We start from the raw sequence: 22,809 nt of genomic DNA on the forward strand, positions 1-22,809 counted from the left end.
TTGGGAGGCAAAGGCGGGGCCTTCAATCTCCCGATTGAAAGTCCCGGCGTACAGGAGCGTGGTTAAGGGCCAGAGCAGTCTGTCTGCGGCGACGCCATCGCCTGTGAGCCCGGCGCAGGATATATCACTGCCGGGGCAAGCGGGGAAGAGGCTTTGGCCGTTCGCGGCGGCGAGGGATGAAACTGCCGCAGAACGGGCTAGGGTCAGGAGACAGTGACATCAAAACCGGTTTCAGCAGAATGAGTGACAGGCCCGCGTCAGCCCCGCCACCCTCGGCCACCAGCCAGTTTACAATGCTGCTTGGGCTGGCGGGCTATGTCTCTGCTTTGGTCCTGCTGCACGGCAGCGGTACCGGGAGGGTTGAGGCGGGGATAATCGCAATGCTGGCAACCGCATTGCCGATGCTGGGGCATGAGCTGCTTTGGCTAAGGACATGTTCAGACCCGGCGACCGGGCTTGGCCGTCTTGGGCAGAAGCAGATCAACTGGCCGCGGATCCTGCAGAAGCTGGCCGGGCTTTGCGGCACGCTGGCCGTGATCGCTGCCGCCTATTGGCTGTTTCCGGAATACCACCGGAGTTTCTATACACCGTTCTGGGAGGCCTGCCGCATCGCTCTGCCGGTTCTTCTGGCTCTGGCAGTGCCCTATTTCATCGTGGTGGATTTGCGGATGGAGGCCCCCGGCGACGGTTACCAGCATGCGGGCCATCTGATTCTTGGGCAGCTGGACAAGGTGGATTGGGAGGTTCTGCGGGACTATGCCCTAGGCTGGCTTATCAAAGGGTTCTTCCTGCCGCTGATGTTTGTCTATTTCAGCGGCAACGCCGCCTATCTGCTGAAAACCCCGCTGGCCGCCGCGGTGGATACCTTCCCCGCCTTCGTCCACTACATGGGACGCCTGACAGTTGGCATCGACCTGGCCTTTGTCAGCATCGGCTATGTTCTGACACTCAGGCTTACCAATTCCCACATCCGCTCCTGCAACCCGCTGTTCTGGGGCTGGGCGGTGACGCTGGCAATGTATGTACCGTTCTTCTCGATCATCGGGCGCAAGTACCTGGACTACAACGATGGATTGGGCTGGCTGGACATGCTGGGCGGCTGGGGTCCTGGAGTTGCACTGTGGGGCAGCGTCATCATTGCGGCCAAGCTGCTGTGGGCCTGGGCCAATGCCTCCTTTGGCATCCGGTTTTCCAACCTGACGCACCGCGGCATCATCACCAACGGCCCCTACCGCTGGACCCGGCACCCGTCCTATCTGTTTAAGAACATCTCCTGGTGGCTGTTGTCAGTGCCGTTTTTCACCACTGAAGGGGCAGGCGAAGCGCTGCGCCTGTCGCTGCTGCTTCTTGGGATCAACGGCATCTACCTGCTACGCGCCAAGGCGGAGGAGCGGCACTTGTCCGAGGACCCGGCCTATGTGGCCTATGCCATGTGGATTGAGCAGCACGGCAAGCTGCGCTGGCTGGGCCGCGTTCTGCCGGCGCTGCGGTATTCGCCGCCCGAAACCGCCCCTGCCCGGTAGACCCCTCGGGCGCTGACGCCAGGTATGATTACTTCAGCTGGCTGTCCTTGGAGCCGCGCCGGTTGATGCCGCCGCGGGCCTGCTGGGCGCCGTCGCGCTCCTGCTGGCACTCGATGCACAGCTTGACGCCGGGGATGGCGATGCGGCGTTTCTCCGGAATCGGCTCCTCACATTCGGCGCAATGGGTCAGGCTTTCACCAACGGGGCGTTTCTGCGCCTTCATCCGTGCCAGTTCGTCATTGATCGAGGCTTCGATCTGCTCATTCACCGCGCCGTCTTGCGCCCAGCCGCCTGCCATGACCCTTCCTCCTGTGCCAGAGGCGTAAATTTAGGCGTACTAGGTCTGCCTGACCAGAGGCGGCTGCCGCCAATTTCCGAGTAAATCTATCAACTATTTGATTTCATTGCATTTTCCGTTGACCTCCCTGCCCCTCCCGGCTACACAGAATACAGAAATTGCAAGCAAGCCAGAATCACCAGGCCGCAAGCAGCCAGCGCTCCAGCCACCCGTCAGGGCAGCCAGACAGCAAGCCTCGCCAGCAACCAGCGTGATTTCAGCCAGCCGCGTCTAGACATCTCAGCCAGCAATTCTGCCAGCCCACGCCCATTCAGCCGCGCACCCAGCAGTTCGCCAGGCCCGTGCCAGACAGGTTTCCCCGCCAGCATTTGCCAGCAAGACAGGTCAGCACATATGACCAAATGTTTCGCGCGCGAAACATTACGGCAGAACCACTGCCGTAAAGCCAGCATCATTGTCAGATGACAAAAAAGGCGGTGCACTGCACCGCCTTTCATTCGTTCTATTGCGTTCCGGATCAGGCGCCGTTCAGCATGCCTTTTTCCATCGCCAGGTCGCGCATCTTCTTCTGCAGCTTTTCAAACGCGCGCACTTCAATCTGGCGGATTCGTTCGCGGCTGACATTATACTGCGTGCTCAAGTCCTCCAGCGTGACGGCCTGATCCATCAGCCGGCGCTGGGTCAGGATGTCTTTCTCCCGGTCGTTCAGCACGTCCAGCGCCTCGGCCAGCAACTCGCGGCGGGCTTCCAGCTCATCACGGGCCTCATAATCGCCGGCCTGGTCGGCGTCTTCATCCTCCAGCCAGTCCTGCCACTGCATGGTGCCTTCGCCCTCAGAGCCGACAGTGGCATTCAAGGACGCATCGCCGCCGGACATGCGGCGGTTCATCGAGATAACCTCGTCCTCTGTTACGCCAAGGTCATGAGCAATCTGCGCGACATTCTCGGGGCGCAAATCGCCCTCCTCAAGCGCGCCGATGCGGGCCTTTGCCTTGCGCAGGTTGAAAAACAGCTTCTTCTGCGCCGAGGTGGTGCCGAGCTTCACCAGTGACCAGGAGCGCAGGATATATTCCTGGATCGAGGCACGGATCCACCACATGGCATAGGTTGCCAGGCGGAAACCCTTTTCCGGATCAAAGCGTTTCACCGCCTGCATCAGGCCGACGTTCGCCTCAGAGATCACTTCGGCCTGCGGCAGGCCATAGCCGCGGTAACCCATGGCGATCTTGGCCGCCAGCCGCAGATGGGACGTGACCATCTTGTGGGCCGAAGCCGCATCCTGTTCCTCAACCCAGCGCTTGGCCAGCATGTATTCCTCTTCCGGCTCCAGCAGTGGAAACTTACGGATTTCCTGGAGATACCGGTTCAGGCCGCCTTCGGGCGTCGGGGCAGGCAGGTTTGCATAATTCGCCATATAAAGTGTCCCTCCCAAAATGTATAAGGACTTAACATTAGCGCATATGTGATAGCGCTAAGCCCTTTTCAAGGACCGCTTAAGGAATTCTTCTATGGTAGCCCGAGTCTTTTCGTCTGTGAATTGCGTCACAGGAGGGAACACGCTTATTTGCTGTCAGTTTACTGGCGCAAGGCGTCCAGCAATGCGGCCATATCCGGGGGCAGCGGCGCCTCGAACCTGAGAGCCTCCCCGCTCACCGGGTGATCAAACCCCAAAACCGCCGCATGCAAAGCCTGGCGCGGGAAGGCCTGCACCGCCGCCTGCCCTGCTTCGCTGAGCGTCTTGGCAGCCAGCTTGCGGCGGCCGCCATATGTGGGATCACCGATCAACCCGTGGCCCGCATGGGCCATATGCACCCGGATCTGGTGGGTGCGGCCGGTTTCCAGCCAGCATTCGATCAGCGCCAGACTGGGCGGGGTGCCGAAACTTTCGACGATGCGGGCGCGGGTCACGGCATGGCGTCCACCCTGGAACAGCACCGCCTGGCGTTGGCGGTCGGTCTTGTGGCGCGCCAGCTGGGTCGTGAGCTTGAGGATATTTCCGGGTTCGAAGCTGGCGCCCTTCACGCCGCGCAGGCGGGGATCGTTGCCGTCCGGCACGCCATAGCAGACGGCCTGATAGTAGCGCTCCACCGTGTGCTTCTCGAACTGCGCCGCCAGCCCCTGGTGGGCAGCGTCAGATTTGGCCACCACGAGGAGACCCGAGGTTTCCTTGTCGATCCGGTGCACGATGCCGGGCCGTTTGACCCCGCCGACGCCGGAAAGGTTGCCGCCGAAGTGATGCAGCAGTGCGTTAACCAGAGTGCCGGAAGGCGAGCCCGGCGCCGGATGCACCACCATGCCTGCGGGCTTGTTGATGACAATCAGGTCGTCGTCCTCATGCACGATTTCCAGCGGAATATCCTCTGGGCCGATGTGGCTGTCCTCGGCCTCTTCCACCTGGATAGCAATCTGCGCGCCCTCGGCGATTTTGGCCTTGGGGTCCTGCACGACGGCTCCGTCAACGGTCAGCGCGCCCTCCTCGATCAGCCGGGCCAGGCGGGTTCGCGACAGCGACGCCTCCTCTGGCACATCGCGCGAAACCGCTTTATCAAGCCGCTTAGGCGGGTTTTCCGCGATGACAAACTCAATCCGGCGGCTGCCCATGACTGATCCTTCCGAGACCGAAATCCAAACGGAGCCGCCGCAGATCCGGTTCCTGCGGCGGCTGGTGACCACGCTGACCGTGGTGATGATTGGCGGGCTTGTAGTGATTATCTCGCTGCTTGTCATCCGCCTGCAAGACACTGACGCGCCGCTGCCCGCAGAAATCACCCTGCCCGAGGGCGTGGAGGCCGAAGCGGTGACACTTGGGCGCGACTGGATCGCCGTCGTCAGCCAGGACAACCGTATCCTGATCTTTGACCGCGAGAGCGGCGCGTTGCGTCAGGAAGTTCAGATCACCGACTGAGCCGGGACCGGTCAGGACCTCAGCAGCACCTTATTGGAATCGATCGCTGCGGCGATCTGGGCGTATTGGGTTTGCCGCTCCTGCGCAGCTTCTGCACTGCGCAAAAGAATTGTGGCAGCCTCATCCAGAATGCGGGTTGCTTCCAGATTCACTGCCGCCTGCGCCGCAGAATTGACTGGGATCAGCGGACGGCTGGTGCGTTCCGCCGGGTTTGCTGTGCTGGTCACAGAGACCCGGCCCCGGGCCGGATCGCTGTTCTGGCGTGCCAGCCGCTTGAGCCGCTGGGAAGTGTCCTTCAGCACTTCGCGCACCTCATCATAATCGGTGCCTTCCGGGATTCCACCGGCGGCGGTTTCCAGCCGTTCCGACAGGCAGTCCACTTGAAGCGCCGAATCACCAGTGGCCCGGCAAAACGCCTTGGCCGCAGCCAATGTGGCCAAAAGCTCCCCCAGGAAGGCTGCTGAACCGTACTCGCCCGCAGGAATTACCACTGAATAGGTCACCGGGGCCTGAGCCAGAGCCGGAACGCTCCCCACTGCCAGGCAGGTCATGCCTGCAGTCAAGTTTCTGATGGCTGTCTGAAACATATTGATACCCTCGCTACGGTCTGAAACCGCTCATTCTACGGCGCATCTTGGCAGCATCCCGCCGGAGCAATGCCGCTGCCAGGCAGCTATATTGCCCGGAGCCAAGCCGCCGGTTAACTTTTACACATCGTAAAGCATAAGGTTGTTTTTCCATGCGCACCAGTATCTTGCAGGCAGCTTCACTCATCCTTCCGCTTACTCTCGCGGGACAAGCGGCCCTGGCCCAGGCCGACCCCGCACTGGAGGAAGCCAAGCGCCGTTTGGCCTGCGGCGCCGGTGTGCCCGTCTCCGCCAGCTACTTGCCGGACGGTTCGCTTCAAGTGACTTGCCAGGCACCTGGCGCAGAAGCCGTGGCACAGACCAATACCAGCGGCCTGCCGAATACCGGACTGACGGAGGGCACGGCAGCCGCAGCCATCGGCGGCGTCCTGTTCATTGCGCTGATTGCCGATGGCGATGACGGCACGGCCACTACCACGACCACCTCGACCGGAAGCAACTAAGCCCTCCTGCCGGTTGGGCAAAGAATCGGCACTTCCGCTCTGATAACTGCCGGGACCAGATGGGGCCGCCGCATCTCTGTGCGGCGGCCCTCTTCTTGTATGCATACCTCCAGACCGGAGCAGGCATCCTGCCGAGGAAACAACACCCGACGCGATCAGACAGGGCCGCTCACCGACAGCAGCAAGCGGTGTCTGGCGAACTGGAACAGTATTCTTTTTGGGGAGATGGTACCGCCTCCCCGGCTTGAACGGGGGACCTCTGGATCCACAATCCAGCGCTCTAACCAACTGAGCTAAGGCGGCACTGAGGGGCCGTTTATAGCACGCTCCAGAGGCGTGCAAGAGGTTTTTCGCCTTTCTGTTTCAGAAATCCGCTGTACCAGATTGCACATTCTCCAGTTCCCGGGCGGCACAGGCGAGACCGCGGAAAGTTGTCCACAACCGCTTGCATTCAAACCTAATTTTCCGCCCGCCCCTGCTCAGGCCACTGCGTCCTGAAACGACAGGCTCCAGGTTTGTTCAACCAGATCCTGACCGTAATTGCGCACTGCGCGGCTGTCCTGCAACTGCCAGCCGAAGGCCTGGTACAGAGCACAGGCCGTGCGGTGGCTTTCATGCGTTTTCAGCATCATGCCGCGGTAGCCCGCAGCCCGGGCAAACTCCATGCAGTCGCGCAGGAGCCGCTTGCCCAGCCCCTTGCCGCGCGCCTTGGGCGTCAGGAGGAACAGCCGCAGCTGCGCGGTGTCTTCGGTCTTTTTCATGCAGAACACCGTGCCCAGCCGTTCCTTGCCGCTGACCGCCATCCAGCCGCGTTCGCAAACCGGGTCATGACTTGCGCAGAAGCTGTGCACGATATCCGCGACCTGCGTTCCGAAACTGCCGTCGAAGCCGGCCTCTTGGGCATAGATATCCTGGTGGCGGGCCACCAGCCATTGCATGTCAGTAGGGGCGAATCGGCGCAGCGTTACATCCATCATGCTGACAGTGTAGCGCAAACCCGACTTGTGTTTCAGCCTGCACCCGGCTAGCACCAGCATTCAAGCAGCTGGCCGCCAGTGGAGTGCAAAATGGGCATCAATACCGAACGCGACGTGGAAGCAAACATGCAGATCGGGCCGACCGACCAGGGCATGGTGCGGATCTTCATCGAGGCGGGCGGCGTCGAGATCCCGATGGACTTTGACCCGGAAGAAGCCGAAGAGATCGCCGACGAGCTTCGCGCTGCGGCCCAGGCGGCCCGCACTGTCAAATAAGGCAAGCTTTACTGTCAAATAAGGCAAGCTTTCGGAAAATCCGACGCTGTTTTCACGCGAATTTTCTGAACTGCAATTTTAGCTATTATATCTATCTAAAGCCCCAAGGCTCACCCTTGTGCTCAGCCAGTTATCGGAGTGAGTACAATGGTGAACCTGACGAGCAGCGCAGCAACCCCCTTCTTCTATTCGGCGCAGCTGACCGCCGTGACCAGCGGCGCGAGCGCCTCTCTGGGCGGGATAAACCCTGCCCTCGGCGTGAGCGCCGATGAATTGCAGCAGGAGGCCAACGGGCTGTTCGGCAGCCAGGGCCGCCGCGGACCGGAAGGACTGCCGCCGGCGGCGCACGGCTGGGAGAAACCGCAGGTGCAAACCGCAGTTGTGAAACTGGGCGGTGCACCGGCAAGCCCTGCCCCTGTTCCACCCCCTGCGCCCGCTCCTGAAGCCGCAGCGCAGCCTGGCGCCATAGCAGCACCCGCTGCACCGGAGGCGACCGTTGCGCTGCAGCCCGCCCCCGTGCCCGAAGTGGAGGTCCTGCCGCCTCAGGAGGTGACTCAGGCCAGCGTGGCCAGCCCGGAAGCCAGCTATTACGAAAAGCGCATTGTTGAAATGGCCAAGGCGCTGCATGCACTGGCCTCTCAGCCCTGGCCGGAAAATTCTGTCGCACTGATCCTGCTGACTGGATTGCCCGAAGAACAGGTTGAAGCCCCGGTGCAGCCAGCAGCAGAGCAGCCGCAATCCCCGCCGCAGGACATTCCCGCCACCGTGGCGGGTACGGCGGCAACCGCAGGCGATGACAGCGTGGAACTGCGCGCCGATGTCATCCGGCAGGTTGCCACCGGCGACGGGGCTGATGCCGTGGCGCTGGAAGGGCGCATTGTGCAGGGCATTCACACAGACCGCGCGTCCGCCCAGCCTTTTGAAGGCCGCGGCTTTGGCTATGGGCGCAGGTTCGGACGCATGCAGGGCAACGCCTTCGGGCACCAGAACGTCCCGGGCCGTGGCCGCTGGCAGGCGCAGTTTGCCAATGCGGATTCGGTCTCGATCCGTGCCCGCCACGCCCGCAACATCAGCACTGGCGGCGGCGATGACGCAATCGCCATCCAGGCGGGCACACTTCGCGGGGTCCGAGCGGGAGATGGCAATGACAGCATTGCGGTGGCGGCTACACTTGTGTCGCGCATCCGAGGCGGTGCGGGCAACGACATGATTTCAGTCGCGGCGCAACGCGCCCTGCGTGATTGGCAAGAGGGGCCGGCACCAGCGTTCAATCCCGGCGCGCCGGCGGCGGAGAAGATGCGCCAGGCGCTCAGCAACTATGCGCAGGTCAGCGGCGGCAGCGGCGATGACCAGATCACTCTGCAGGTGGGCGAGACCCTGGCCGCGCGCGGCGGCAGCGGCGACGACCGTTTCACCCTGCAGGGCGGCACCGTGGCTCTGCAGTACAGCCATGGCGACGGCCACGACACTGTCGAGCTGACAGAGGGCGCAAATGCTGTCGTGCAGCTGCGTGAGATGGGGGCCTCCGCCTATAGCGCCAGCCGCGACGGCGACACGCTGACACTGAGTTTTGATACCGGCGGCAGCATTACCTTCACCAATGTCGCCCAAGGCGGAGCGATTGGTGTCGCCACTGACCCGAACGCCCCCATAGCGCTGCTGCACCAGCCCGCCGCGCTGAACGCAAGGGCCTGAACCGGCAGAGCCGCCCGCAGCGCGCCGCAGGTGCGCTGCCTGGCCCAAGGCGCCCGCAGCCCGGATCACCAGTCCGGCTGTTCCTCTGCTGCGCCGCCTATCAGCAGCCCATCCTTGCCCGGACGCGGATCGCGCAGGACCTGCAGGCGGCGGGCAGCGTCCATGGCGAACTTCTGAACCAGTTTCTTGCGCCGGGCCGGCGCCAGCTTATCCTCCGGCGCCATGCGGATGATTTCTGCATCGTATGGATCGGCAATGATCAGCCCGGTGCCGTCGGGCAGCAGCTCTGTTGGGAAATCCATGTCCACCGCCCAAAAGTAGCGGTCGCACCATTCCAAATACCCCTCCCACTTGCTGTCGGACTGGAAATCGGCGCGGCTGGACTTGCATTCGATCACCCAAAGCTCGCCCTTGGGGCCAAGCGCCATCACATCAACTCGCAACCCGCGGGCCGGCACGAATTCCTCCAGCGGCGCATAGCCAAGCGACCGCAGATAGCGCGACACGCCGCGGGCGAGTTTCTGTCCTGGTTGCAGATCTTCCATCATGCGGGCAAATGTGAACAATTGGGGAACAAAATGCAATGCCGCGCTTTTGCCGCGAAACGCTGCCGGATGCGGCCTGCCCCCTTGTATCGGCGCCTCTGGCAGCTTACTTACGGGCTTGGCGGGTTCTGCCCTTCTCGTGACAGGCAGCATTCCGGTGGCCTTAAGCAATTCCGAGGGAGCTGGCTCTGTCCGGATCCTGGTCCGTTTACCTGGCGCCCACCTGTATATACAGGTCCTCGGGAATCAAAGCCGCACGGTTGACTGGTGGTCCCGCCGCTTTTCCCCTCAGCACAAACAAAAACCGCGCCTTCCAGGTGGAAAGCGCGGCGGAATGTGTGCTTGAGAGCGGTTCAGCGGCGGCGCAGTTGGCGCTGCTGGCGCGAGGTTTCCTCTGCCGGGACGCGCACTGGCTGGAAATCATGCGCCACCGGGGTGCCACCGCGGGGGCCATCGTTTTTCTCTGCCATGGCCATCACTGCCCAAGCGAACTGAACGCCTGCAAACACGATGCCATTCATGAACCACAGCAGGAACACCGCCAGCAGCCCGACGTCAGAGGCGGAGACCAGCGCCCAGAGGTTCATTACGTTGAACCACAGAAGCATTGCCACAAAAGCCGCAGCGATCCCAAAGCCGATCACCACGTTGCGGATATACATTTTCACCAGTTCAGGCATCTCAAGTCCCCCAGATAAGCAAGAGGAGGTTATCAGCCTTTGCGGCGGCGTCCAGCGCTTGTTTGCCGCATCAGCACAAAATTGAAGAGCAGGCGAAACTTTGCCTTTTCACGCCTATCTGCGTGGCGATCCGGCTTGCGGCAAACACACCATAGGTTGTAAGCCGAAGGGAAGCCATTTCCTAATTTCATGATTTGAACCAGTTCAGGAAATTCAAAATGACAGAATTTTCCACCGCCTTAGCCAAAGGCAAAAACGCAGGCACGCCTTCCGTTCGTGGAAAACCTCAGGTTCACAACATCCAGTATCTTCGCGCAATCGCGGCAATGGGCGTAGTTGTTTTCCACGCAGGCTCTGTCCTGAGGGCTGGGAACATCAGTTTTGAACCTCTGGCGTTCGGAGCAAGCGGCGTAGACCTGTTCTTTATTATTTCCGGTTTCGTCATGGTCTACACGACCCATGACCAAATGACCGCCCGAGAGTTTGCCGCCAAGAGAATGATCCGCGTCGTTCCGGTATATTACCTGATTACCCTCTTGGTCTTCGCGATTTCCATCGCAGCGCCATCACTACTGCAGGCAACCACTTCGGATCCGGTCCAACTGATCAAATCGCTTTTGTTCATACCGTTTGAGAAGTCCAACGGGCTGGTTCAGCCAATCGTCTTTGTCGGCTGGACCTTAAACTATGAAATGGCTTTTTACGCATTGTTTGCAGCCAGCCTGCTGCTGCCTGCGCACCGGACTGCCTTTGTTCTGGCCGTTCTTGCGGCCGCGGTCTGCCTGCATCCGTTTTCCAATGGAACGCTGGCCGCGTTTTATACCTCGCCGATCCTTCTGGAGTTTGCCGCCGGTATGATCCTTGCCCTGATATGGCGAGGCCGCCGCAACCGCCGGACCGGTGTCTTGTTAGTGTGCGCTGGCATCGGAGCCGTCATTCTGCTGGCTCAAATCCCGGGATTGCACCGCAGCCTGCTCTACGGCCTGCCCTATTTGGCCCTTACGGCTGGCGTGCTCCTGCTTGAAGGCAGCATCAGGCACAACAGGATCCTGGCCCTCCTGGGCGAAGCGTCATATTCCATCTACCTGACGCATTTCTTCGTGACCCAATTCTTCGCCAAGATCATCAAAGGCCTTGACGCAGGCCCGGGCTTGGCCCTGATTGCCTTTGCGGCCTCAATCATTGCCGCAGCAGCCGCAGGTGTCCTGTTTCACAAGATTGTGGAAGCACCGGTGACCCGCAGCCTGAGCGGCACACGGAGCAAAAAGGACAAGGCCCGCCGGTCCGCGGCGGTCTGAAGGAAATCAGAAGGCTTCCGGCCGGGCCTCGCGCGCCATGTGGTCGAGCACGGCGTTGACAAACTTCGCCTCCTTGCCTTCAGGGAAGAAGGCGCGGGCGATATCGACAAACTCGTTGATCACCACCTTGGGCGGGGTGTCGGACTGGGTCAGCTCCGCACCGGCGGCGCGGAACAGCGCCCGCAGCGTCGGATCGATGCGGGCGATCGGCCATTTCGCCACCAGCGCCCGGTCGGTCATCTGGTCGATCTTCGCCTGATGGTTTACCGCCTCGCGCACCAGTTGGCGGAACACCTTAGTGTCGCCTTCCGCCATCTCGTCGCCCTCATAGACAGCGCCGAAACGGTGGTCCTCAAACTCGACGATCACCTTGTCGAAGGTGAGGCCGCTGTGTTCCATCTGGAACAGCGCCTGCACGGCGTATAGCCGCGCTGCCGATCTCATCTGATTCTTGCCGTTGCCCTTGGGGCGGCTGTCCTGGGTGCTCATGCGCTGGTGGATCCGTTGTCTGTACCGGCAACCTGGTAGGCCCCTGCGGGCGCCTTGAAGCCGATGCCTTTGGTCTGGGCGCCCCACTTACGCGTCAGTGCGATCAGATGCAAGGCCGCAGCAGCCGCGCCGCCGCCTTTGTTCTGATCGGCAGTATCGGCGCGCACTTCTGCCTGCTTGCGGTTTTCCACGGTCAGAATGCCATTCCCGATGCAAAGGCCCTGCAGCCCCATCAGTTGGATCGCGCGGGAGCTGTCATTGCAGACGGTCTCATAGTGGGTGGTCTCGCCGCGGATCACGCAGCCCAGCGCCACGTAGCCGTCGAAGTTGGACGTGCGGTCGGCAATCGCAATGGCGGTCGGCACTTCCAGCGCACCGGGCACTTCAACGATTTCAAACGTGCCGCCTGCGGCTTCGATCTCCGCCGCGGCGCCCGCAACCAGGTTGTCGGCGATATCCTTGTAATAGGGTGCGACAACGATCAGCAGTTTCACCGGCTTGTCGAATTCCGCGCGCGGCAGGGTGTAGTGGGTTTCATGTCCAGCCATTTCAAGCGTCCTTCAGAATGGGGCGGCTGCCGGTGATGGACAGCCCATAGGCGTCCAGCCCGACATATTTGGTCGAGGGCGAGTCGGTCAGCAGGACCAGTTCGTGCAGGCCCAGGCTCGACAGGATTTGGGCACCGATACCGGTCTGCTTGATGGTTACCGTGCGCGGTCCTTCGTCCTCATTAGCATAAAGCGCATTGCGCGGCTGGCGGAACAGGGTCACGACACCGCGGCCCTCCTCGGCGATGATCTCCATCGCGCGGGGCAGCTGGCGGGCAGATTTCGGGCCGAGGCCCAGAATGTCGGTCGCCTCATGCAGCGCGTGGGTGCGCACCAGCACTGGTTCCGGCGTGGTAATGTCGCCCTTGATCATCACCACATGCTCGATGCCGTGGGTCTGGTCAGTAAACAGCCGCATTTCCCACTCGCCGCCGATTTCGGAGTAGACGGTTTCGCGCGAGGTTTCCACCACCAGGTTGTCGTTGCGGGCGCGGTAGGTGATCAAGTCGGAGATGGTGCCGATCTTCAACCCGTGCTTCTGCGCATATTCCACCAGGTCAGGCAGACGCGCCATGGTGCCGTCTTCCTTCATGATCTCGCAGATCACGGAGGACGGGTAGTGGCCCGCCAGGCGGGCGACATCGCAGCCGGCCTCGGTGTGGCCCGCACGGACCAGCACCCCGCCCCGGCGCGCGCGCAACGGGAACACATGGCCGGGGGTCGCAATGTCGGCGGCGGTCTTCTCAGGATCAATGGCAGTGGCCACGGTCAGCGCCCGGTCAGCGGCGGAAATACCCGTGGACACGCCCTCGCGCGCTTCGATCGATACGGTGAAGGCGGTTTCGTGGCGCGAGGAGTTGTGCAGCGCCATCATCGGCAGGCCCAGTTCCTCGATCCGCTCGGCTGGCATGGTCAGGCAGATCAGGCCGCGGCCGTGGGTCGCCATGAAGTTGATCGCCGCCGCATCGGCATGCTGGGCCGGGATCACCAGGTCGCCCTCGTTCTCGCGGTCTTCGTGGTCGACAAGGATGAACATGCGGCCCTGGCGGGCCTCTTCGATGATCTCTTCGATCGGGCTGATGGCATCGCGCAGTTGCGCCTCAACCGGCCCCGGTGTTTCAAAGCTCATATGGCAGCCTTTCAATGCGCATGGGCAGCACGCCTGGCACTGCCGGTTCTTTCCCAGCCAGATAGCCCAGGCCGGCAGCAAATGCCAGTCCTGCAAACGGCAACCGGACGTCCGGACGCGTCCTGTGCATGGATGCACAGGTTGCTGAGGGGCGCTGCCCCTCGGCCTCCGGCCTCACCCCGGAGTATTTTAGGAAAGATGAAGGGGCGGGCTCGTTCAGCCTGCCTCGTGCAGCCGGGCGACGTAGCGGGCCAGGGTGTCGATTTCCAAGTTGATGCGGTCGCCCAGCTTCACGTCACCCCAGGTGGTGACTTCCTTGGTGTGCGGAATGAAATTGATGCCGAAATCGCAGCCATCCACATCATTCACCGTCAGCGAGGTGCCGTTCAGCGCGACGGAGCCCTTGGGCGCGATAAAGCGGGCGAGAGCCTGCGGCGCGCGCAGGGTGACGCGGGTGCTGTCGCCCTCGTCTTTCATCTCCACCACTTCGGCGACACCATCCACATGGCCAGAGACAATGTGGCCGCCAAGCTCATCGCCGACTTTCAGGGCGCGCTCCAGGTTCACACGCTTGCCGACGGTCCAGCTGTCCAGGTTGGTCTTGGACACGGTCTCTGCCGAGATCTGCACGTCGTACCAATCGTCGCCCAGCGCAATCACGGTGAGGCAAACGCCATCAGAGGCAATCGAGGCGCCGAGGTCGATAGTGGCAGTGTCATAGGCGGTGCGGATGCGGGCGCGCAAGTCGCCCTGCTGTTCCAGTTCGGCAATGGTGCCCACATCGGTGATGATGCCAGTAAACATGGGTGCGCTCCCCGCAGGTCATATGTCATTCCTGCCGCAGAGGTAGCCAAGCGGCGCAGCCTTCACAAGCCCCGGCTTGTGTTTGCGGTGCGCACAGCCATAGTTTCGCCCCAGTCAAATGTTAATCAAATCCTGAAAATGCTCCTGTAAAACCTTTCTCGTGATGCCAAACGCCCCTGTGAAACACCGCAGCTTCCTTTTCCTGCAAGGCCCGCATGGTCCATTCTTTGCGGCGCTTGGCCGGATGCTGCGCACCGCTGAGTGTGAGGTTGCTCGAGTCGGGTTCAATGCAGGCGACCAGGCATTCTGGCGTGGCAGGGACAGTTATATTCCCTTTACCGGACGCCCTCAGGAGTGGCCCGGATTTCTGACCGGCCTGCTGGACAGCCGCAGTGTCACGGACATCGTCCTGTACGGGGACACCCGCCCCATTCATGCGGCCGCAGTTGAGGCCGCACGGCAACGCGGGATCACCGTGCATGTGTTCGAGGAAGGTTACCTGCGGCCCTATTGGGTCACCTATGAGCGCGGTGGCGCCAATGGGCATTCGCGCTTGATGGACATGACAGTGCCCGGGATGCTGGAAGCGCTGGCACTGTCAGACATGGAGGCACCGCTGCCCCCTGCACACTGGGGCGACATGCGCCAGCATGTGTTTTATGGCGCGCTTTACCACTGGTTCGTGATGTTCCGGAACCGCAAGTACCGCAACTTCCGCCCGCACCGGGCGCTGCCGGTGACCAAGGAATTTCAGCTGTACCTCAAGCGGTTGCTGCTGATGCCCGTGCAGGCCCTGGAACGGCGGCTGGCGGAGCGGCGCATCCGCAATGGCGGCTTTCCCTATCACCTTGCGCTGTTGCAGCTGGAGCATGACAGCTCCTTCCAGAAACATTCGCCTTTCAACAGCATGCGCGATTTCCTGGATGAAGTGATCCGCGGATTTGCCGAAGGGGCGCCGCGCCACCATCACCTGGTGATCAAGGCGCATCCGCTGGAGGACGGACGGGCACAGGTGCGCCGCACGCTGCGCCGCCTGGCGCGGGAGCAGGGCATCTCGGGCCGGGTGCACTATGTCCGTGGCGGCAAGCTGGCGCAGCTGTTGAACGAGGCCCGCACTGCAGTGACTGTCAACTCCACCGCGGGGCAGCAGGTGCTGTGGCGCGGCATACCTTTGCGGGTCTTCGGGCGCGCGGTCTACGGCAAACCGGAGTTCGTATCGGAACAGCCGCTGGCCCAGTTCTTTGCCGCCCCCTACCGTCCCGACAGCCGCGCCTACAAGGATTACCGCCGGTTCCTCCTGGAAACCTCGCAAGTGCCGGGAGGCTATTACTCCCGTGAAGGCCGGCGTCAGCTGCTGCGCCAGGTTGCAGACATGATGCTTGCAGATGAAGATCCTTATGACGCGTTGCGCCTGGGGACAGCGGCACCGCGGCAACAGTTGCGCCTGGTGACCTGACCCGGCTTTTCCCAAAGACTGGATTTTTTGCTGCCAGCCGGTTAGGTTGCCGGTAAAACTTGAGGCAAACAATAACAGGTCGAGGAGACCGAGCAGTGAAATCCGTTCCCCTTCGCTGGGCGCGCCCCGTGGCAATGCTGGCAGCATTGACCCTTGCTGCGTCCTGCGGGCTGCCGAAAGTCGGCCCCAACAAGCGCCAGATATTTGCCGGCTCGGTGCAGCGCGAAGGCGATGCTTTCATCGTATCGGTCAATGACCGCGTCGCACGGGCAACCGCCGTGGTCCCCGCTCTGGGCTTTTCTTCCGGGTTCACCTCCGCAGGCAAGCTGACCTCTGACACGATCCGTCCCGGCGACGTGCTGGGGCTGACTGTCTGGGAAAACGTCGATGACGGGCTGCTGGCGGCCGAGGCCACCAACGCCACAGTGCTGGAAGAGGTGCAGGTCGACAGCGCCGGCTTTATCTTTGTGCCCTATGCCGGCCGCCTGCGCGCGTCTGGCAACACTCCGGACCAGCTGCGTGAAACCATCACCAAAAAGCTGGAAGACCAGACACCTGACCCGCAGGTGCAGGTGCGCCGCCTTGCAGGCGACGGTGCCACTGTCAGCCTGACAGGCGCCGTTGGCGGCCAGGGTGTTTACCCGATCGAACGCCCAACCCGGACCCTGTCAGCGATGCTGGCGCAGGCCGGCGGCGTTACGATCCAGCCGGAAATTGCCCAAGTTACCGTGATCCGCGGTCAGGAAAAGGGAAAGATCTGGTTCCAGGACCTCTTTGACCATCCGGAGCTGGACGTGGCCCTGCGCGGTGGCGACCGCATTCTGGTGGAAGAAGACACCCGCTCCTTCACCGCATTAGGCGCCACTTCCGCTCAGGCGCGGGTGCCGTTTGAAAGCCAGGACCTGTCGGCGCTGGAAGCGATTGCCCAGGTTGGCGGCCTGATCTCTACTGCTGCAGACCCGACCGGCGTCTTTGTGCTGCGCAACGAACCCGCCGAGATCGCCAACCAGGTTCTGGGCCGGGACGATCTGATCGGCGCACAGCGGATGGTCTATGTGCTGAATCTGACCCAGCCGAACGGGCTGTTCATGGCACGTGACTTTGTGATCCGCGACGACGACACCCTGTATGTTACCGAAGCACCATACGCCCAGTGGACCAAAACCATCTCGCTGCTGCTGGCGCCGGTGGGCTCACTGGCCAGCACCTCTTCTGCGGTTAGCGGCTAAGGCCTGATGCATCTGACTGCAGGCCGCCAGGAAGCCGGGAGCAGCGCGTCCCGGCTTTTTGTTTACAACGGCGGATTTCTGACCCAGCGGCGGGTGCGGCGGATTCTGGAACTGTCCGGATACTCCATCCGGCTGGGCCTGCCGCAGCCGGAAGACCTGGTGGGTATCTGGGGCGCCTCCCCCACCGCGCACCGGGGGCTGGCAGTGGCCGCGAAACGCGGCTGCGGGATGCTGCGGGTAGAGGATGCCTTCCTGCGCTCGCTTCACCCCGGCCGCGCCGGTGAGCCGCCTGCGGGCCTGATGCTGGACCGCTCCGGCGTGCATTTCGATGCGGCGGAACCGTCGGATCTGGAACAGCTGCTTGCAGCCCACCCTCTGGATGACGCGCATCTGATGCAACGGGCGCGCGACGCCATTGCCCGCCTCAAGTCAGCGCATCTCAGTAAGTACAACGCGTTTGATCCCAGCGCATCAGTGCCCGAGCCTGGCTATGTGCTGGTTGCTGATCAGGCGCGTGACGATGCCTCCGTTACAGCCTCACGAGCGGACCGGGCGCGGTTTCTGGAAATGCTGGCGTTTGCACAGGAAGAGCACCCTGGCGCGCGGGTTCTGATCAAGACCCATCCCGAGACGCTGCGCGGATACCGGGCGGGATACTACGACGCGGATGATGCGAATGGGCGTGTGCAACTGTTTACAGGCAGTGTCTCCCCGTGGGCGCTGCTGGACGGGGCCATCGGGGTTTACACGGTCTCATCGCAACTGGGTTTCGAGGCAATCCTGGCGGGTCACAAACCACGGGTGTTCGGTCAGCCGTTTTATGCGGGCTGGGGCTTGAGCATCGACGACAACGCTCCGTCCCGGCGCCGGCGGCAGCTGACCCGCGCGCAGCTGTTCGCCGCCGCGATGATCCTTTACCCCAAATGGCACGACCCGTTCCGGGATGAGCTGTGCGAATTGGAAACGGTACTGGACAATCTGGAAGCCAAAGCACGGGCCTGGCGGCAGGACCATCAGGGTTGGGCCGCCTCCGGCATGAGGCTGTGGAAGCGCAAACCGCTGCAGAAATTCTTTGGTGCCGAAAAGCGGGTGCTGTTTACGGAAGATCCTGCTGAGGTACAGGCCAGCGGCCGCAAGCAAATGGTCTGGGCTGGCAAAGCCCAAGAGGTCAATGCAGGCGCAGTGCGGGTGGAGGACGGTTTTCTGCGCTCCCGAGGACTGGGGGCGGAGCTGGTGCCCCCTCTGTCGCTGGTAACTGACCGGCAAGGGATCTACTACGACCCGCGCCAGCCATCGGATCTGGATGCTCTGATTGCCCGCCGTGTGGAGATGACCCAGGCCGAGGAGCGGCGGGCAGAGCGCCTTGTGCAGTCCCTGATCAGGGACGGTGTTTCAAAGTACAACCTAGGCGGCGGTACCCCTGCCCTGCCCGAAGGCCGCCGCATATTGGTTCCGGGCCAGGTGGAGGACGACGCCTCGATCCTATGCGGCGCTGACGAGGTGCGGACAAACCTTGACCTGCTGCGCTCTGTGCGGGCGGCCAATCCAGAAGCTGTTATCATCTATAAACCGCATCCGGATGTGGAGGCAGGCCTGCGCAAGGGCCAGGTCGCGGCAGAAGAGCTGGCCGATGTTGTCGCCAGCCAGGCCGATCCGATGGCGCTGCTCAGCAACGTGCAGGAAGTCTGGACGATAACCTCTCTTCTGGGGTTCGAGGCACTGCTGCGCGGGGTTAAGGTTACCACGCTTGGCACCCCTTTCTATGCCGGCTGGGGGCTGACAACCGACCTGGCGCCGGTACCGTCCTGGCGGCAGGCGCAGGTGCCGCTGATGGGGCTCGCCCACGCAGCGCTGATCGACTATCCGCGCTACTTCGACCCGGTGACCGGCCAGCCCTGCCCGGCCGAAGTTGCCGTGATGCGCCTGCGCGAGGGACACTTGCCGCATCCGGGCCTCAGCAACCGGCTGCTGTCCAAGCTGCAGGGGCTGTTTGCCACATACGCCCATCTGTGGCGCTAAATCGCGCCCGGCTGACACCAGAAGTTCTGCGCTCAGCGCAGCGCGCGGGTCCAACGGTGCAAAATATCCTTGCCAACAGGGCGCGCCTCGACCAGCTCGAACCGCGGTGCTTCCTCCAGCCTGCCGATCCCCAGCGCACCGATAGAAGGCAGCCCCTCGGCACCAATCCCCAGACCGGCGGTAAAGCCGATCAGCTCATCCACCAGATCAAATGCCAGCAGTGAAGCCGCCAACGCACTGCCGCCCTCACAGAACACGCGAGTGAGACCGGCATCACCAAGCTGCTGCAGAATATCTGCCGCATCCAGTTGCACGCCATGCGAAGCGCAAGGGATCAGTCTGGCCCCCAGCCCCTCCCAGGCGCGGATGCGTTCCTGATCAGCTCCATGGCCGTGGCACAGCCAGACCGGCACGTCCTTGGCGGTGCGGGCCAGCTGGCCCATCAGCGGCAGGTCCAGGTGGCGCGAGATCACTACTCGCACAGGTTGATGCTCCACACCCAGATCGCGCACTGTCAGCGAAGGGTCATCCGCGCGCGCGGTGCCGCCGCCCACCATCACCGCATCGTGGCGGGCGCGCATCGCGTGCACGGCCCGGCGTGCGTCCGGCCCGGTGATCCATTTGCTCTGGCCCGACCCGGTGGCAATGCGGCCGTCAAAACTGCTGGCCAGTTTCAGCGTCACCAGCGGGCGGCCCTGCTCGGTCCTCAGGAAAAACCCTGCGTGATCCCGTGCTGCCTGGGCACCCCAGACGCCGGTGTCCACTCTGATGCCTGCATCCCGCAGCATCCGGAACCCCTGACCGGAGACCCGCGGATCACTGTCCCCGATCGCGGCAACAACCCGCGCAACCCCTGCGTCAATCAGTGCCTGAGCACAGGGCGGCGTTTCCCCCTGATGGGCACAAGGCTCCAGCGTCACATAGGCAGTGGCACCGCGTGCCGCTTCTCCGGCCTGCGCCAGCGCCTCGGTTTCCGCATGCGGACGACCGCCCGGTTTGGTCCAGCCGCGGCCAACCACCCGGCTGCCCTGCACAATGACGCAGCCTACGGCCGGGTTCGGCCAGCAATTTCCCTGCCCGCGCCGCCCCAGAGACAGCGCCAGCGCCATGTAACGGTGATCTGTGTCCATTATTCTTCCGGCGCCACCGGCGGGCGCAGTTCGTGGACAAAGTCCTCGAAATCATCTGCAGCCTGGAAGTTTTTGTAAACACTGGCAAAACGCACATAGGCCACAGTGTCGATCCGGGCCAGCGCCTCCATCACGATCTCGCCGATCTTCTTGGAGGGAATATCGGTCTCACCCATGCTCTCCAGCCGCCGCACGATGCCGGAAATCATCTGGTCGATCCGTTCCGGCTCAATCGGGCGCTTCTGCATCGAGATGCGGATAGAACGCTCCAGCTTGTCGCGGTCGAAATCCTCTCGCTTGCCGTTGGTCTTGATCACCACCAGATCGCGCAGCTGCACCCGCTCATACGTTGTGAAACGGCCGCCGCAGGCCGGGCAGAACCGGCGCCGCCTGATCGAAACATGATCCTCGGCGGGGCGTGAATCCTTGACCTGAGTGTCGATATTTCCGCAAAATGGGCAGCGCATCCGCCTGCTCCCTCAATCCTGTCAGCCTGTTTATTGTGCCCGGGCCTGCCCGGTTATCCACAACTATAGGCGACCCTCCAGAATTTGGGTAGGGGGCATTTAACGCCGCTAGATAAAGAGGTTCAGCTTAGGTGCGCTGCCACCTTTCGCTGGTGCGGCGCGTCGCGGTGTTCGAACAGGTAGATGCCCTGCCAGGTGCCCAACACAGGTGCACCGCTGCGCACCGGGACCGACAAGCTGACGGGCATCATTGCTGCCTTGATATGCGCAGGCATATCATCCGGCCCCTCATATGTGTGGCGCAGATAGGTCATTGACGGATCCGATGAAGGCGGCACCAGGCGGGCAAAGAACGCGTGCAAATCCCCCTGCACCTCCGGGTCGGCATTTTCCTGTATCAACAGGGAGCAGGAGGTATGGCGGACAAACAGGGTCAGCAGCCCGCCCCGAACGCCGCTGGCGGCCACCCAGGCCTGCACGTCGCGGGTAAACTCATAGAGACCCTGCCCGCGCGTCGGAATTGAGAAGTCATGCTGCATAGGGCCTTTCTGGCGCAAGCACCGCGTTCAGGCAACCAGAAGCCGCGGCTGGGCAGCTACGGCAGCCAACGGTCACGTCCGGGCAGCCGGTCGTAGCAGTAGTTCTGCGCCGAGGTCACCCGCAGGCTGTCCCCTGCTTCACGAATATTCAGCGACAGGCTGCCGGAGCGGTCAGGAACTCCCGGCGGCAGGCCAAAGGCAAATTGCACCGCCTTGCGGCCGGGGCGGTTCACAGACGGACCCTCGCCGCGCCAGACATAGATCCGCTGATTCACAGGCGCCCGCAGCTGACGGATGGCATAGTCCGCGATGCTGCACCAGTAATCCTGCGCGCCGGACCGGCTTCGGGCCACCACTTCCCAGACGCCTTCCGATACCGGCAGCACTTCATTCCTGTTGATCGCGCGCCAAGCGGAAGCAGGCACCGGAACGGACAGAACCACAGCCAGCATCCCTGACAGCCAAATTCTCTTGCTGGTCATCTCTCAACCTCCTTCTCCGCAATTCCGGGAAGTCCGCGGGCCTGAATACACTCACGGCCGCCCGAGTGGCACAAAGCAATAATCCAAAGCTCTCTGAACACTCATTGTATCACCAGCTTGCAGGCTGTTAACAGACCCGTATCCGCCGGGCGGCGGCGTTTGGGCTAAATTGGCATCCAGCGTGAACTGCACCGCGGACCGGCGACCCGTGGTTTCGCTTGGCCCCAGCCCGCGCGTGATATGCAGCTTTGCACTCCAAGGCGCCCTGAGAACGCGATGGGCATAGTCAGCAGCCCCGCACCAGAACAGGTGGCCATTACCGGTTCTGAGGACGGCTTCGAAGATGCCGTCAGACATTGAATTAACGCGAACATTGTGGCTGCTGGCATTGGCAAGCGAGGTTCCGGGCAGTGCCATTGTCAGGATTGAGGCGGCGACAGCGGCGGCGGCAATGGGTTTCATGGCAGTTCCCTTTCTTTCAGCGGGCCGCAAGATGCTGCGTCCCGCTATAAGGGTAGAAAGAACTGGAACACATGCCATTCAAACTGCCGTGCAGTTCGGCGCCCACCCGCGCCTTTTCACAGAATCGGCACAGTACGGGCGCTGCGCACGCGGCAAAAACCAAGACAGCATAGCGACTTATGTAGTACCTGCGGCACGTCCTTCAGTCAGCTGCTGCGGAGGCGCCTGCGCGGTGCAGGAAGGCATCATTTCCTTGTGAAGTTGCCAGAGAGCTTACAAATCCGTGGATGAATGTGAGCACATCCCGGTTCCGCACCGGCTATTAAAGCGCCGGAGCCTGCACACAGTAACCATAGCCCTGCTGCACCGACAGGCTTTCGCCCGGACGGAATCCCAGCGACAGCCAGCCGGTTTTGGGCGGCACACCAGCCCGTTCCGGATACAGAGTGAACTGCACAGAGGACCGGCGGCCCGTGGTGACGCTGACGTCCCGTCCGCGCACGACATAGAACCGGTCCGTCCAATTCGCTCCCAGAACCCGGCGGGCATACTGCGCGGCGGCACACCAATAATCCCAGGTGCCGCCTGAGCGCCCGGGAACCACCTCATAAACGAGGTCATTCACAGGCAGAACCCGCACGCCGCGATTGGCAAGGAACGAATCTGCAGCTGCGGGAACAGCCGTGGAACAGGCCAGCACGGCGGCGGTTATGAGGTTTTTCATCCGGAGATATCCCTTTGTTCGCCTCAACATAGGGACCCGCCGCA

At 62.4% G+C, this 22,809-nt stretch carries 26 protein-coding genes and 1 tRNA gene; 9 read left to right on the plus strand and 18 right to left on the minus strand.

Annotated elements, in window-relative coordinates:
• Positions 1–239 precede the first annotated feature (239 nt).
• A complete protein-coding gene (locus tag GC1_RS14015; RefSeq protein ID WP_162183413.1) occupies positions 240–1,523 on the plus strand; it encodes a methyltransferase family protein in 1,284 nt (427 codons plus the stop codon).
• A 28-nt stretch (positions 1,524–1,551) separates the two neighbouring features.
• Here the strand turns inward: GC1_RS14015 and GC1_RS14020 are convergent, their stop codons facing one another.
• The 3 genes from GC1_RS14020 to GC1_RS14030 form a co-directional block, all read right to left on the minus strand.
• On the minus strand, positions 1,552–1,821 hold the full coding sequence (locus GC1_RS14020; protein WP_019294707.1) for a DksA/TraR family C4-type zinc finger protein: 270 nt from the start codon (positions 1,819–1,821) through the stop codon (positions 1,552–1,554).
• A gap of 517 nt (positions 1,822–2,338) precedes the next feature.
• Positions 2,339–3,235: an RNA polymerase sigma factor RpoH gene (rpoH, locus tag GC1_RS14025; RefSeq protein WP_019294708.1), complete on the minus strand. Its 897-nt coding sequence runs from the start codon at positions 3,233–3,235 to the stop codon at positions 2,339–2,341.
• A gap of 161 nt (positions 3,236–3,396) precedes the next feature.
• On the minus strand, positions 3,397–4,422 hold the full coding sequence (locus GC1_RS14030) for an RluA family pseudouridine synthase (RefSeq protein ID WP_019294709.1): 1,026 nt from the start codon (positions 4,420–4,422) through the stop codon (positions 3,397–3,399).
• Between GC1_RS14030 and GC1_RS14035 the strand changes: the two genes are divergently transcribed.
• A complete protein-coding gene (locus GC1_RS14035; RefSeq protein ID WP_019294710.1) occupies positions 4,421–4,726 on the plus strand; it encodes a DUF6476 family protein in 306 nt (101 codons plus the stop codon). The two genes, GC1_RS14030 and GC1_RS14035, sit on opposite strands and share 2 nt — an antisense overlap.
• Before the next feature lie 11 nt (positions 4,727–4,737).
• Here GC1_RS14035 and GC1_RS14040 read toward each other — a convergent pair whose 3' ends face one another.
• The gene (locus GC1_RS14040) at positions 4,738–5,313 is read right to left on the minus strand and encodes a hypothetical protein (RefSeq protein ID WP_019294711.1); all 576 of its coding nucleotides are present in this window, start codon (positions 5,311–5,313) and stop codon (positions 4,738–4,740) included.
• Between the two features lie 152 nt (positions 5,314–5,465).
• Between GC1_RS14040 and GC1_RS14045 the strand changes: the two genes are divergently transcribed.
• On the plus strand, positions 5,466–5,816 hold the full coding sequence (locus GC1_RS14045) for a hypothetical protein (RefSeq protein WP_019294712.1): 351 nt from the start codon (positions 5,466–5,468) through the stop codon (positions 5,814–5,816).
• Positions 5,817–6,042: 226 nt separating this feature from the next.
• Here GC1_RS14045 and GC1_RS14050 read toward each other — a convergent pair.
• Positions 6,043–6,119 (minus strand) — tRNA-His (locus GC1_RS14050).
• Positions 6,120–6,295: 176 nt separating this feature from the next.
• Positions 6,296–6,793 (minus strand): GNAT family N-acetyltransferase, encoded by a 498-nt coding sequence (locus tag GC1_RS14055; protein WP_019294713.1) that lies wholly within the window; start codon positions 6,791–6,793, stop codon positions 6,296–6,298.
• A 90-nt stretch (positions 6,794–6,883) separates the two neighbouring features.
• On the opposite strand from GC1_RS14055, the gene GC1_RS14060 reads away from it, so the two are divergent.
• Together GC1_RS14060 and GC1_RS14065 are read left to right on the plus strand one after the other, a co-directional pair.
• Entirely contained in the window at positions 6,884–7,069 is a 186-nt protein-coding gene (locus GC1_RS14060) for a DUF6324 family protein (protein WP_019294714.1), read from the plus strand.
• Positions 7,070–7,216: 147 nt separating this feature from the next.
• Positions 7,217–8,764, plus strand: coding sequence for a hypothetical protein (locus GC1_RS14065; RefSeq protein WP_019294715.1), 1,548 nt, complete (start codon positions 7,217–7,219; stop codon positions 8,762–8,764).
• A 65-nt stretch (positions 8,765–8,829) separates the two neighbouring features.
• On the opposite strand, the gene GC1_RS14070 is transcribed toward GC1_RS14065, so the two are convergent.
• A complete protein-coding gene (locus GC1_RS14070; RefSeq protein WP_036761719.1) occupies positions 8,830–9,312 on the minus strand; it encodes an MmcB family DNA repair protein in 483 nt (160 codons plus the stop codon).
• Between the two features lie 350 nt (positions 9,313–9,662).
• On the minus strand, positions 9,663–9,989 hold the full coding sequence (locus GC1_RS14075; protein ID WP_019294717.1) for a hypothetical protein: 327 nt from the start codon (positions 9,987–9,989) through the stop codon (positions 9,663–9,665).
• A gap of 218 nt (positions 9,990–10,207) precedes the next feature.
• Between GC1_RS14075 and GC1_RS14080 the strand changes: the two genes are divergently transcribed.
• Positions 10,208–11,287: an acyltransferase family protein gene (locus GC1_RS14080; RefSeq protein WP_152612395.1), complete on the plus strand. Its 1,080-nt coding sequence runs from the start codon at positions 10,208–10,210 to the stop codon at positions 11,285–11,287.
• 6 nt (positions 11,288–11,293) lie between these two features.
• On the opposite strand, the gene nusB is transcribed toward GC1_RS14080, so the two are convergent.
• The 4 genes from nusB to GC1_RS14100 form a co-directional block, all read right to left on the minus strand.
• On the minus strand, positions 11,294–11,776 hold the full coding sequence (gene nusB / locus GC1_RS14085) for a transcription antitermination factor NusB (RefSeq protein ID WP_019294719.1): 483 nt from the start codon (positions 11,774–11,776) through the stop codon (positions 11,294–11,296).
• Entirely contained in the window at positions 11,773–12,324 is a 552-nt protein-coding gene (locus GC1_RS14090) for a 6,7-dimethyl-8-ribityllumazine synthase (protein WP_019294720.1), read from the minus strand. Before GC1_RS14090 ends, nusB begins: the two co-directional genes overlap by 4 nt.
• A 1-nt stretch (position 12,325) precedes the next feature.
• The gene (gene ribB / locus GC1_RS14095) at positions 12,326–13,453 is read right to left on the minus strand and encodes a 3,4-dihydroxy-2-butanone-4-phosphate synthase (protein ID WP_019294721.1); all 1,128 of its coding nucleotides are present in this window, start codon (positions 13,451–13,453) and stop codon (positions 12,326–12,328) included.
• Between the two features lie 216 nt (positions 13,454–13,669).
• Positions 13,670–14,257: a riboflavin synthase gene (locus GC1_RS14100; RefSeq protein ID WP_019294723.1), complete on the minus strand. Its 588-nt coding sequence runs from the start codon at positions 14,255–14,257 to the stop codon at positions 13,670–13,672.
• Between the two features lie 163 nt (positions 14,258–14,420).
• Between GC1_RS14100 and GC1_RS14105 the strand changes: the two genes are divergently transcribed.
• The 3 genes from GC1_RS14105 to GC1_RS14115 all read left to right on the plus strand — a co-directional run bounded on the left by GC1_RS14105 (position 14,421) and on the right by GC1_RS14115 (position 18,961).
• A complete protein-coding gene (locus GC1_RS14105; protein ID WP_019294724.1) occupies positions 14,421–15,713 on the plus strand; it encodes a capsule biosynthesis protein in 1,293 nt (430 codons plus the stop codon).
• Between the two features lie 95 nt (positions 15,714–15,808).
• Positions 15,809–16,942 (plus strand): polysaccharide biosynthesis/export family protein, encoded by a 1,134-nt coding sequence (locus tag GC1_RS14110; protein ID WP_019294725.1) that lies wholly within the window; start codon positions 15,809–15,811, stop codon positions 16,940–16,942.
• Positions 16,943–16,948: 6 nt separating this feature from the next.
• On the plus strand, positions 16,949–18,961 hold the full coding sequence (locus GC1_RS14115; RefSeq protein ID WP_019294726.1) for a capsular polysaccharide biosynthesis protein: 2,013 nt from the start codon (positions 16,949–16,951) through the stop codon (positions 18,959–18,961).
• 32 nt (positions 18,962–18,993) lie between these two features.
• On the opposite strand, the gene ribD is transcribed toward GC1_RS14115, so the two are convergent.
• From ribD to GC1_RS14140, 6 genes are all read right to left on the minus strand, one after another.
• Positions 18,994–20,091 (minus strand): bifunctional diaminohydroxyphosphoribosylaminopyrimidine deaminase/5-amino-6-(5-phosphoribosylamino)uracil reductase RibD, encoded by a 1,098-nt coding sequence (ribD, locus tag GC1_RS14120; RefSeq protein WP_019294727.1) that lies wholly within the window; start codon positions 20,089–20,091, stop codon positions 18,994–18,996.
• Positions 20,091–20,558 carry a transcriptional regulator NrdR gene (gene nrdR, locus GC1_RS14125; RefSeq protein ID WP_019294728.1) on the minus strand — a complete coding sequence of 156 codons (468 nt, stop codon included), beginning with the start codon at positions 20,556–20,558 and terminating at the stop codon, positions 20,091–20,093. The genes ribD and nrdR overlap by 1 nt, the downstream gene beginning before the upstream one ends.
• 122 nt (positions 20,559–20,680) lie before the next feature.
• Complete coding sequence (locus tag GC1_RS14130; RefSeq protein WP_019294729.1) at positions 20,681–21,097, minus strand: secondary thiamine-phosphate synthase enzyme YjbQ; 417 nt, start codon at positions 21,095–21,097, stop codon at positions 20,681–20,683.
• A 56-nt stretch (positions 21,098–21,153) separates the two neighbouring features.
• Complete coding sequence (locus GC1_RS14135; RefSeq protein ID WP_019294730.1) at positions 21,154–21,579, minus strand: hypothetical protein; 426 nt, start codon at positions 21,577–21,579, stop codon at positions 21,154–21,156.
• Positions 21,580–21,630: 51 nt separating this feature from the next.
• Positions 21,631–22,041, minus strand: coding sequence for a hypothetical protein (locus GC1_RS22205; protein WP_082020160.1), 411 nt, complete (start codon positions 22,039–22,041; stop codon positions 21,631–21,633).
• 322 nt (positions 22,042–22,363) lie between these two features.
• Positions 22,364–22,765 (minus strand): hypothetical protein, encoded by a 402-nt coding sequence (locus GC1_RS14140; RefSeq protein ID WP_019294731.1) that lies wholly within the window; start codon positions 22,763–22,765, stop codon positions 22,364–22,366.
• Positions 22,766–22,809: the final 44 nt, after the last annotated feature.

The organism is Leisingera sp. ANG1 (assembly GCF_000203975.2).
Lineage (GTDB): Bacteria > Pseudomonadota > Alphaproteobacteria > Rhodobacterales > Rhodobacteraceae > Leisingera.

Coding starts and splice junctions, on each gene's coding strand:
- GC1_RS14035 (WP_019294710.1), top strand. CDS start 4,421: ATGACTGATCCTTCCGAGACCGAAATCCAAACGGAGCCGCCGCAGATC.
- GC1_RS14055 (WP_019294713.1), bottom strand. CDS start 6,793: ATGATGGATGTAACGCTGCGCCGATTCGCCCCTACTGACATGCAATGG.
- GC1_RS14130 (WP_019294729.1), bottom strand. CDS start 21,097: ATGCAGCATGACTTCTCAATTCCGACGCGCGGGCAGGGTCTCTATGAG.
- GC1_RS22205 (WP_082020160.1), bottom strand. CDS start 22,041: ATGAAACCCATTGCCGCCGCCGCTGTCGCCGCCTCAATCCTGACAATG.
- GC1_RS14065 (WP_019294715.1), top strand. CDS start 7,217: ATGGTGAACCTGACGAGCAGCGCAGCAACCCCCTTCTTCTATTCGGCG.
- GC1_RS14020 (WP_019294707.1), bottom strand. CDS start 1,821: ATGGCAGGCGGCTGGGCGCAAGACGGCGCGGTGAATGAGCAGATCGAA.
- GC1_RS14040 (WP_019294711.1), bottom strand. CDS start 5,313: ATGTTTCAGACAGCCATCAGAAACTTGACTGCAGGCATGACCTGCCTG.
- ribD (WP_019294727.1), bottom strand. CDS start 20,091: ATGGACACAGATCACCGTTACATGGCGCTGGCGCTGTCTCTGGGGCGG.
- rpoH (WP_019294708.1), bottom strand. CDS start 3,235: ATGGCGAATTATGCAAACCTGCCTGCCCCGACGCCCGAAGGCGGCCTG.
- nusB (WP_019294719.1), bottom strand. CDS start 11,776: ATGAGCACCCAGGACAGCCGCCCCAAGGGCAACGGCAAGAATCAGATG.
- GC1_RS14060 (WP_019294714.1), top strand. CDS start 6,884: ATGGGCATCAATACCGAACGCGACGTGGAAGCAAACATGCAGATCGGG.
- GC1_RS14115 (WP_019294726.1), top strand. CDS start 16,949: ATGCATCTGACTGCAGGCCGCCAGGAAGCCGGGAGCAGCGCGTCCCGG.
- nrdR (WP_019294728.1), bottom strand. CDS start 20,558: ATGCGCTGCCCATTTTGCGGAAATATCGACACTCAGGTCAAGGATTCA.
- ribB (WP_019294721.1), bottom strand. CDS start 13,453: ATGAGCTTTGAAACACCGGGGCCGGTTGAGGCGCAACTGCGCGATGCC.
- GC1_RS14075 (WP_019294717.1), bottom strand. CDS start 9,989: ATGCCTGAACTGGTGAAAATGTATATCCGCAACGTGGTGATCGGCTTT.
- GC1_RS14015 (WP_162183413.1), top strand. CDS start 240: ATGAGTGACAGGCCCGCGTCAGCCCCGCCACCCTCGGCCACCAGCCAG.
- GC1_RS14135 (WP_019294730.1), bottom strand. CDS start 21,579: ATGACCAGCAAGAGAATTTGGCTGTCAGGGATGCTGGCTGTGGTTCTG.
- GC1_RS14090 (WP_019294720.1), bottom strand. CDS start 12,324: ATGGCTGGACATGAAACCCACTACACCCTGCCGCGCGCGGAATTCGAC.
- GC1_RS14105 (WP_019294724.1), top strand. CDS start 14,421: ATGCCAAACGCCCCTGTGAAACACCGCAGCTTCCTTTTCCTGCAAGGC.
- GC1_RS14045 (WP_019294712.1), top strand. CDS start 5,466: ATGCGCACCAGTATCTTGCAGGCAGCTTCACTCATCCTTCCGCTTACT.
- GC1_RS14030 (WP_019294709.1), bottom strand. CDS start 4,422: ATGGGCAGCCGCCGGATTGAGTTTGTCATCGCGGAAAACCCGCCTAAG.
- GC1_RS14070 (WP_036761719.1), bottom strand. CDS start 9,312: ATGATGGAAGATCTGCAACCAGGACAGAAACTCGCCCGCGGCGTGTCG.
- GC1_RS14100 (WP_019294723.1), bottom strand. CDS start 14,257: ATGTTTACTGGCATCATCACCGATGTGGGCACCATTGCCGAACTGGAA.
- GC1_RS14140 (WP_019294731.1), bottom strand. CDS start 22,765: ATGAAAAACCTCATAACCGCCGCCGTGCTGGCCTGTTCCACGGCTGTT.
- GC1_RS14080 (WP_152612395.1), top strand. CDS start 10,208: ATGACAGAATTTTCCACCGCCTTAGCCAAAGGCAAAAACGCAGGCACG.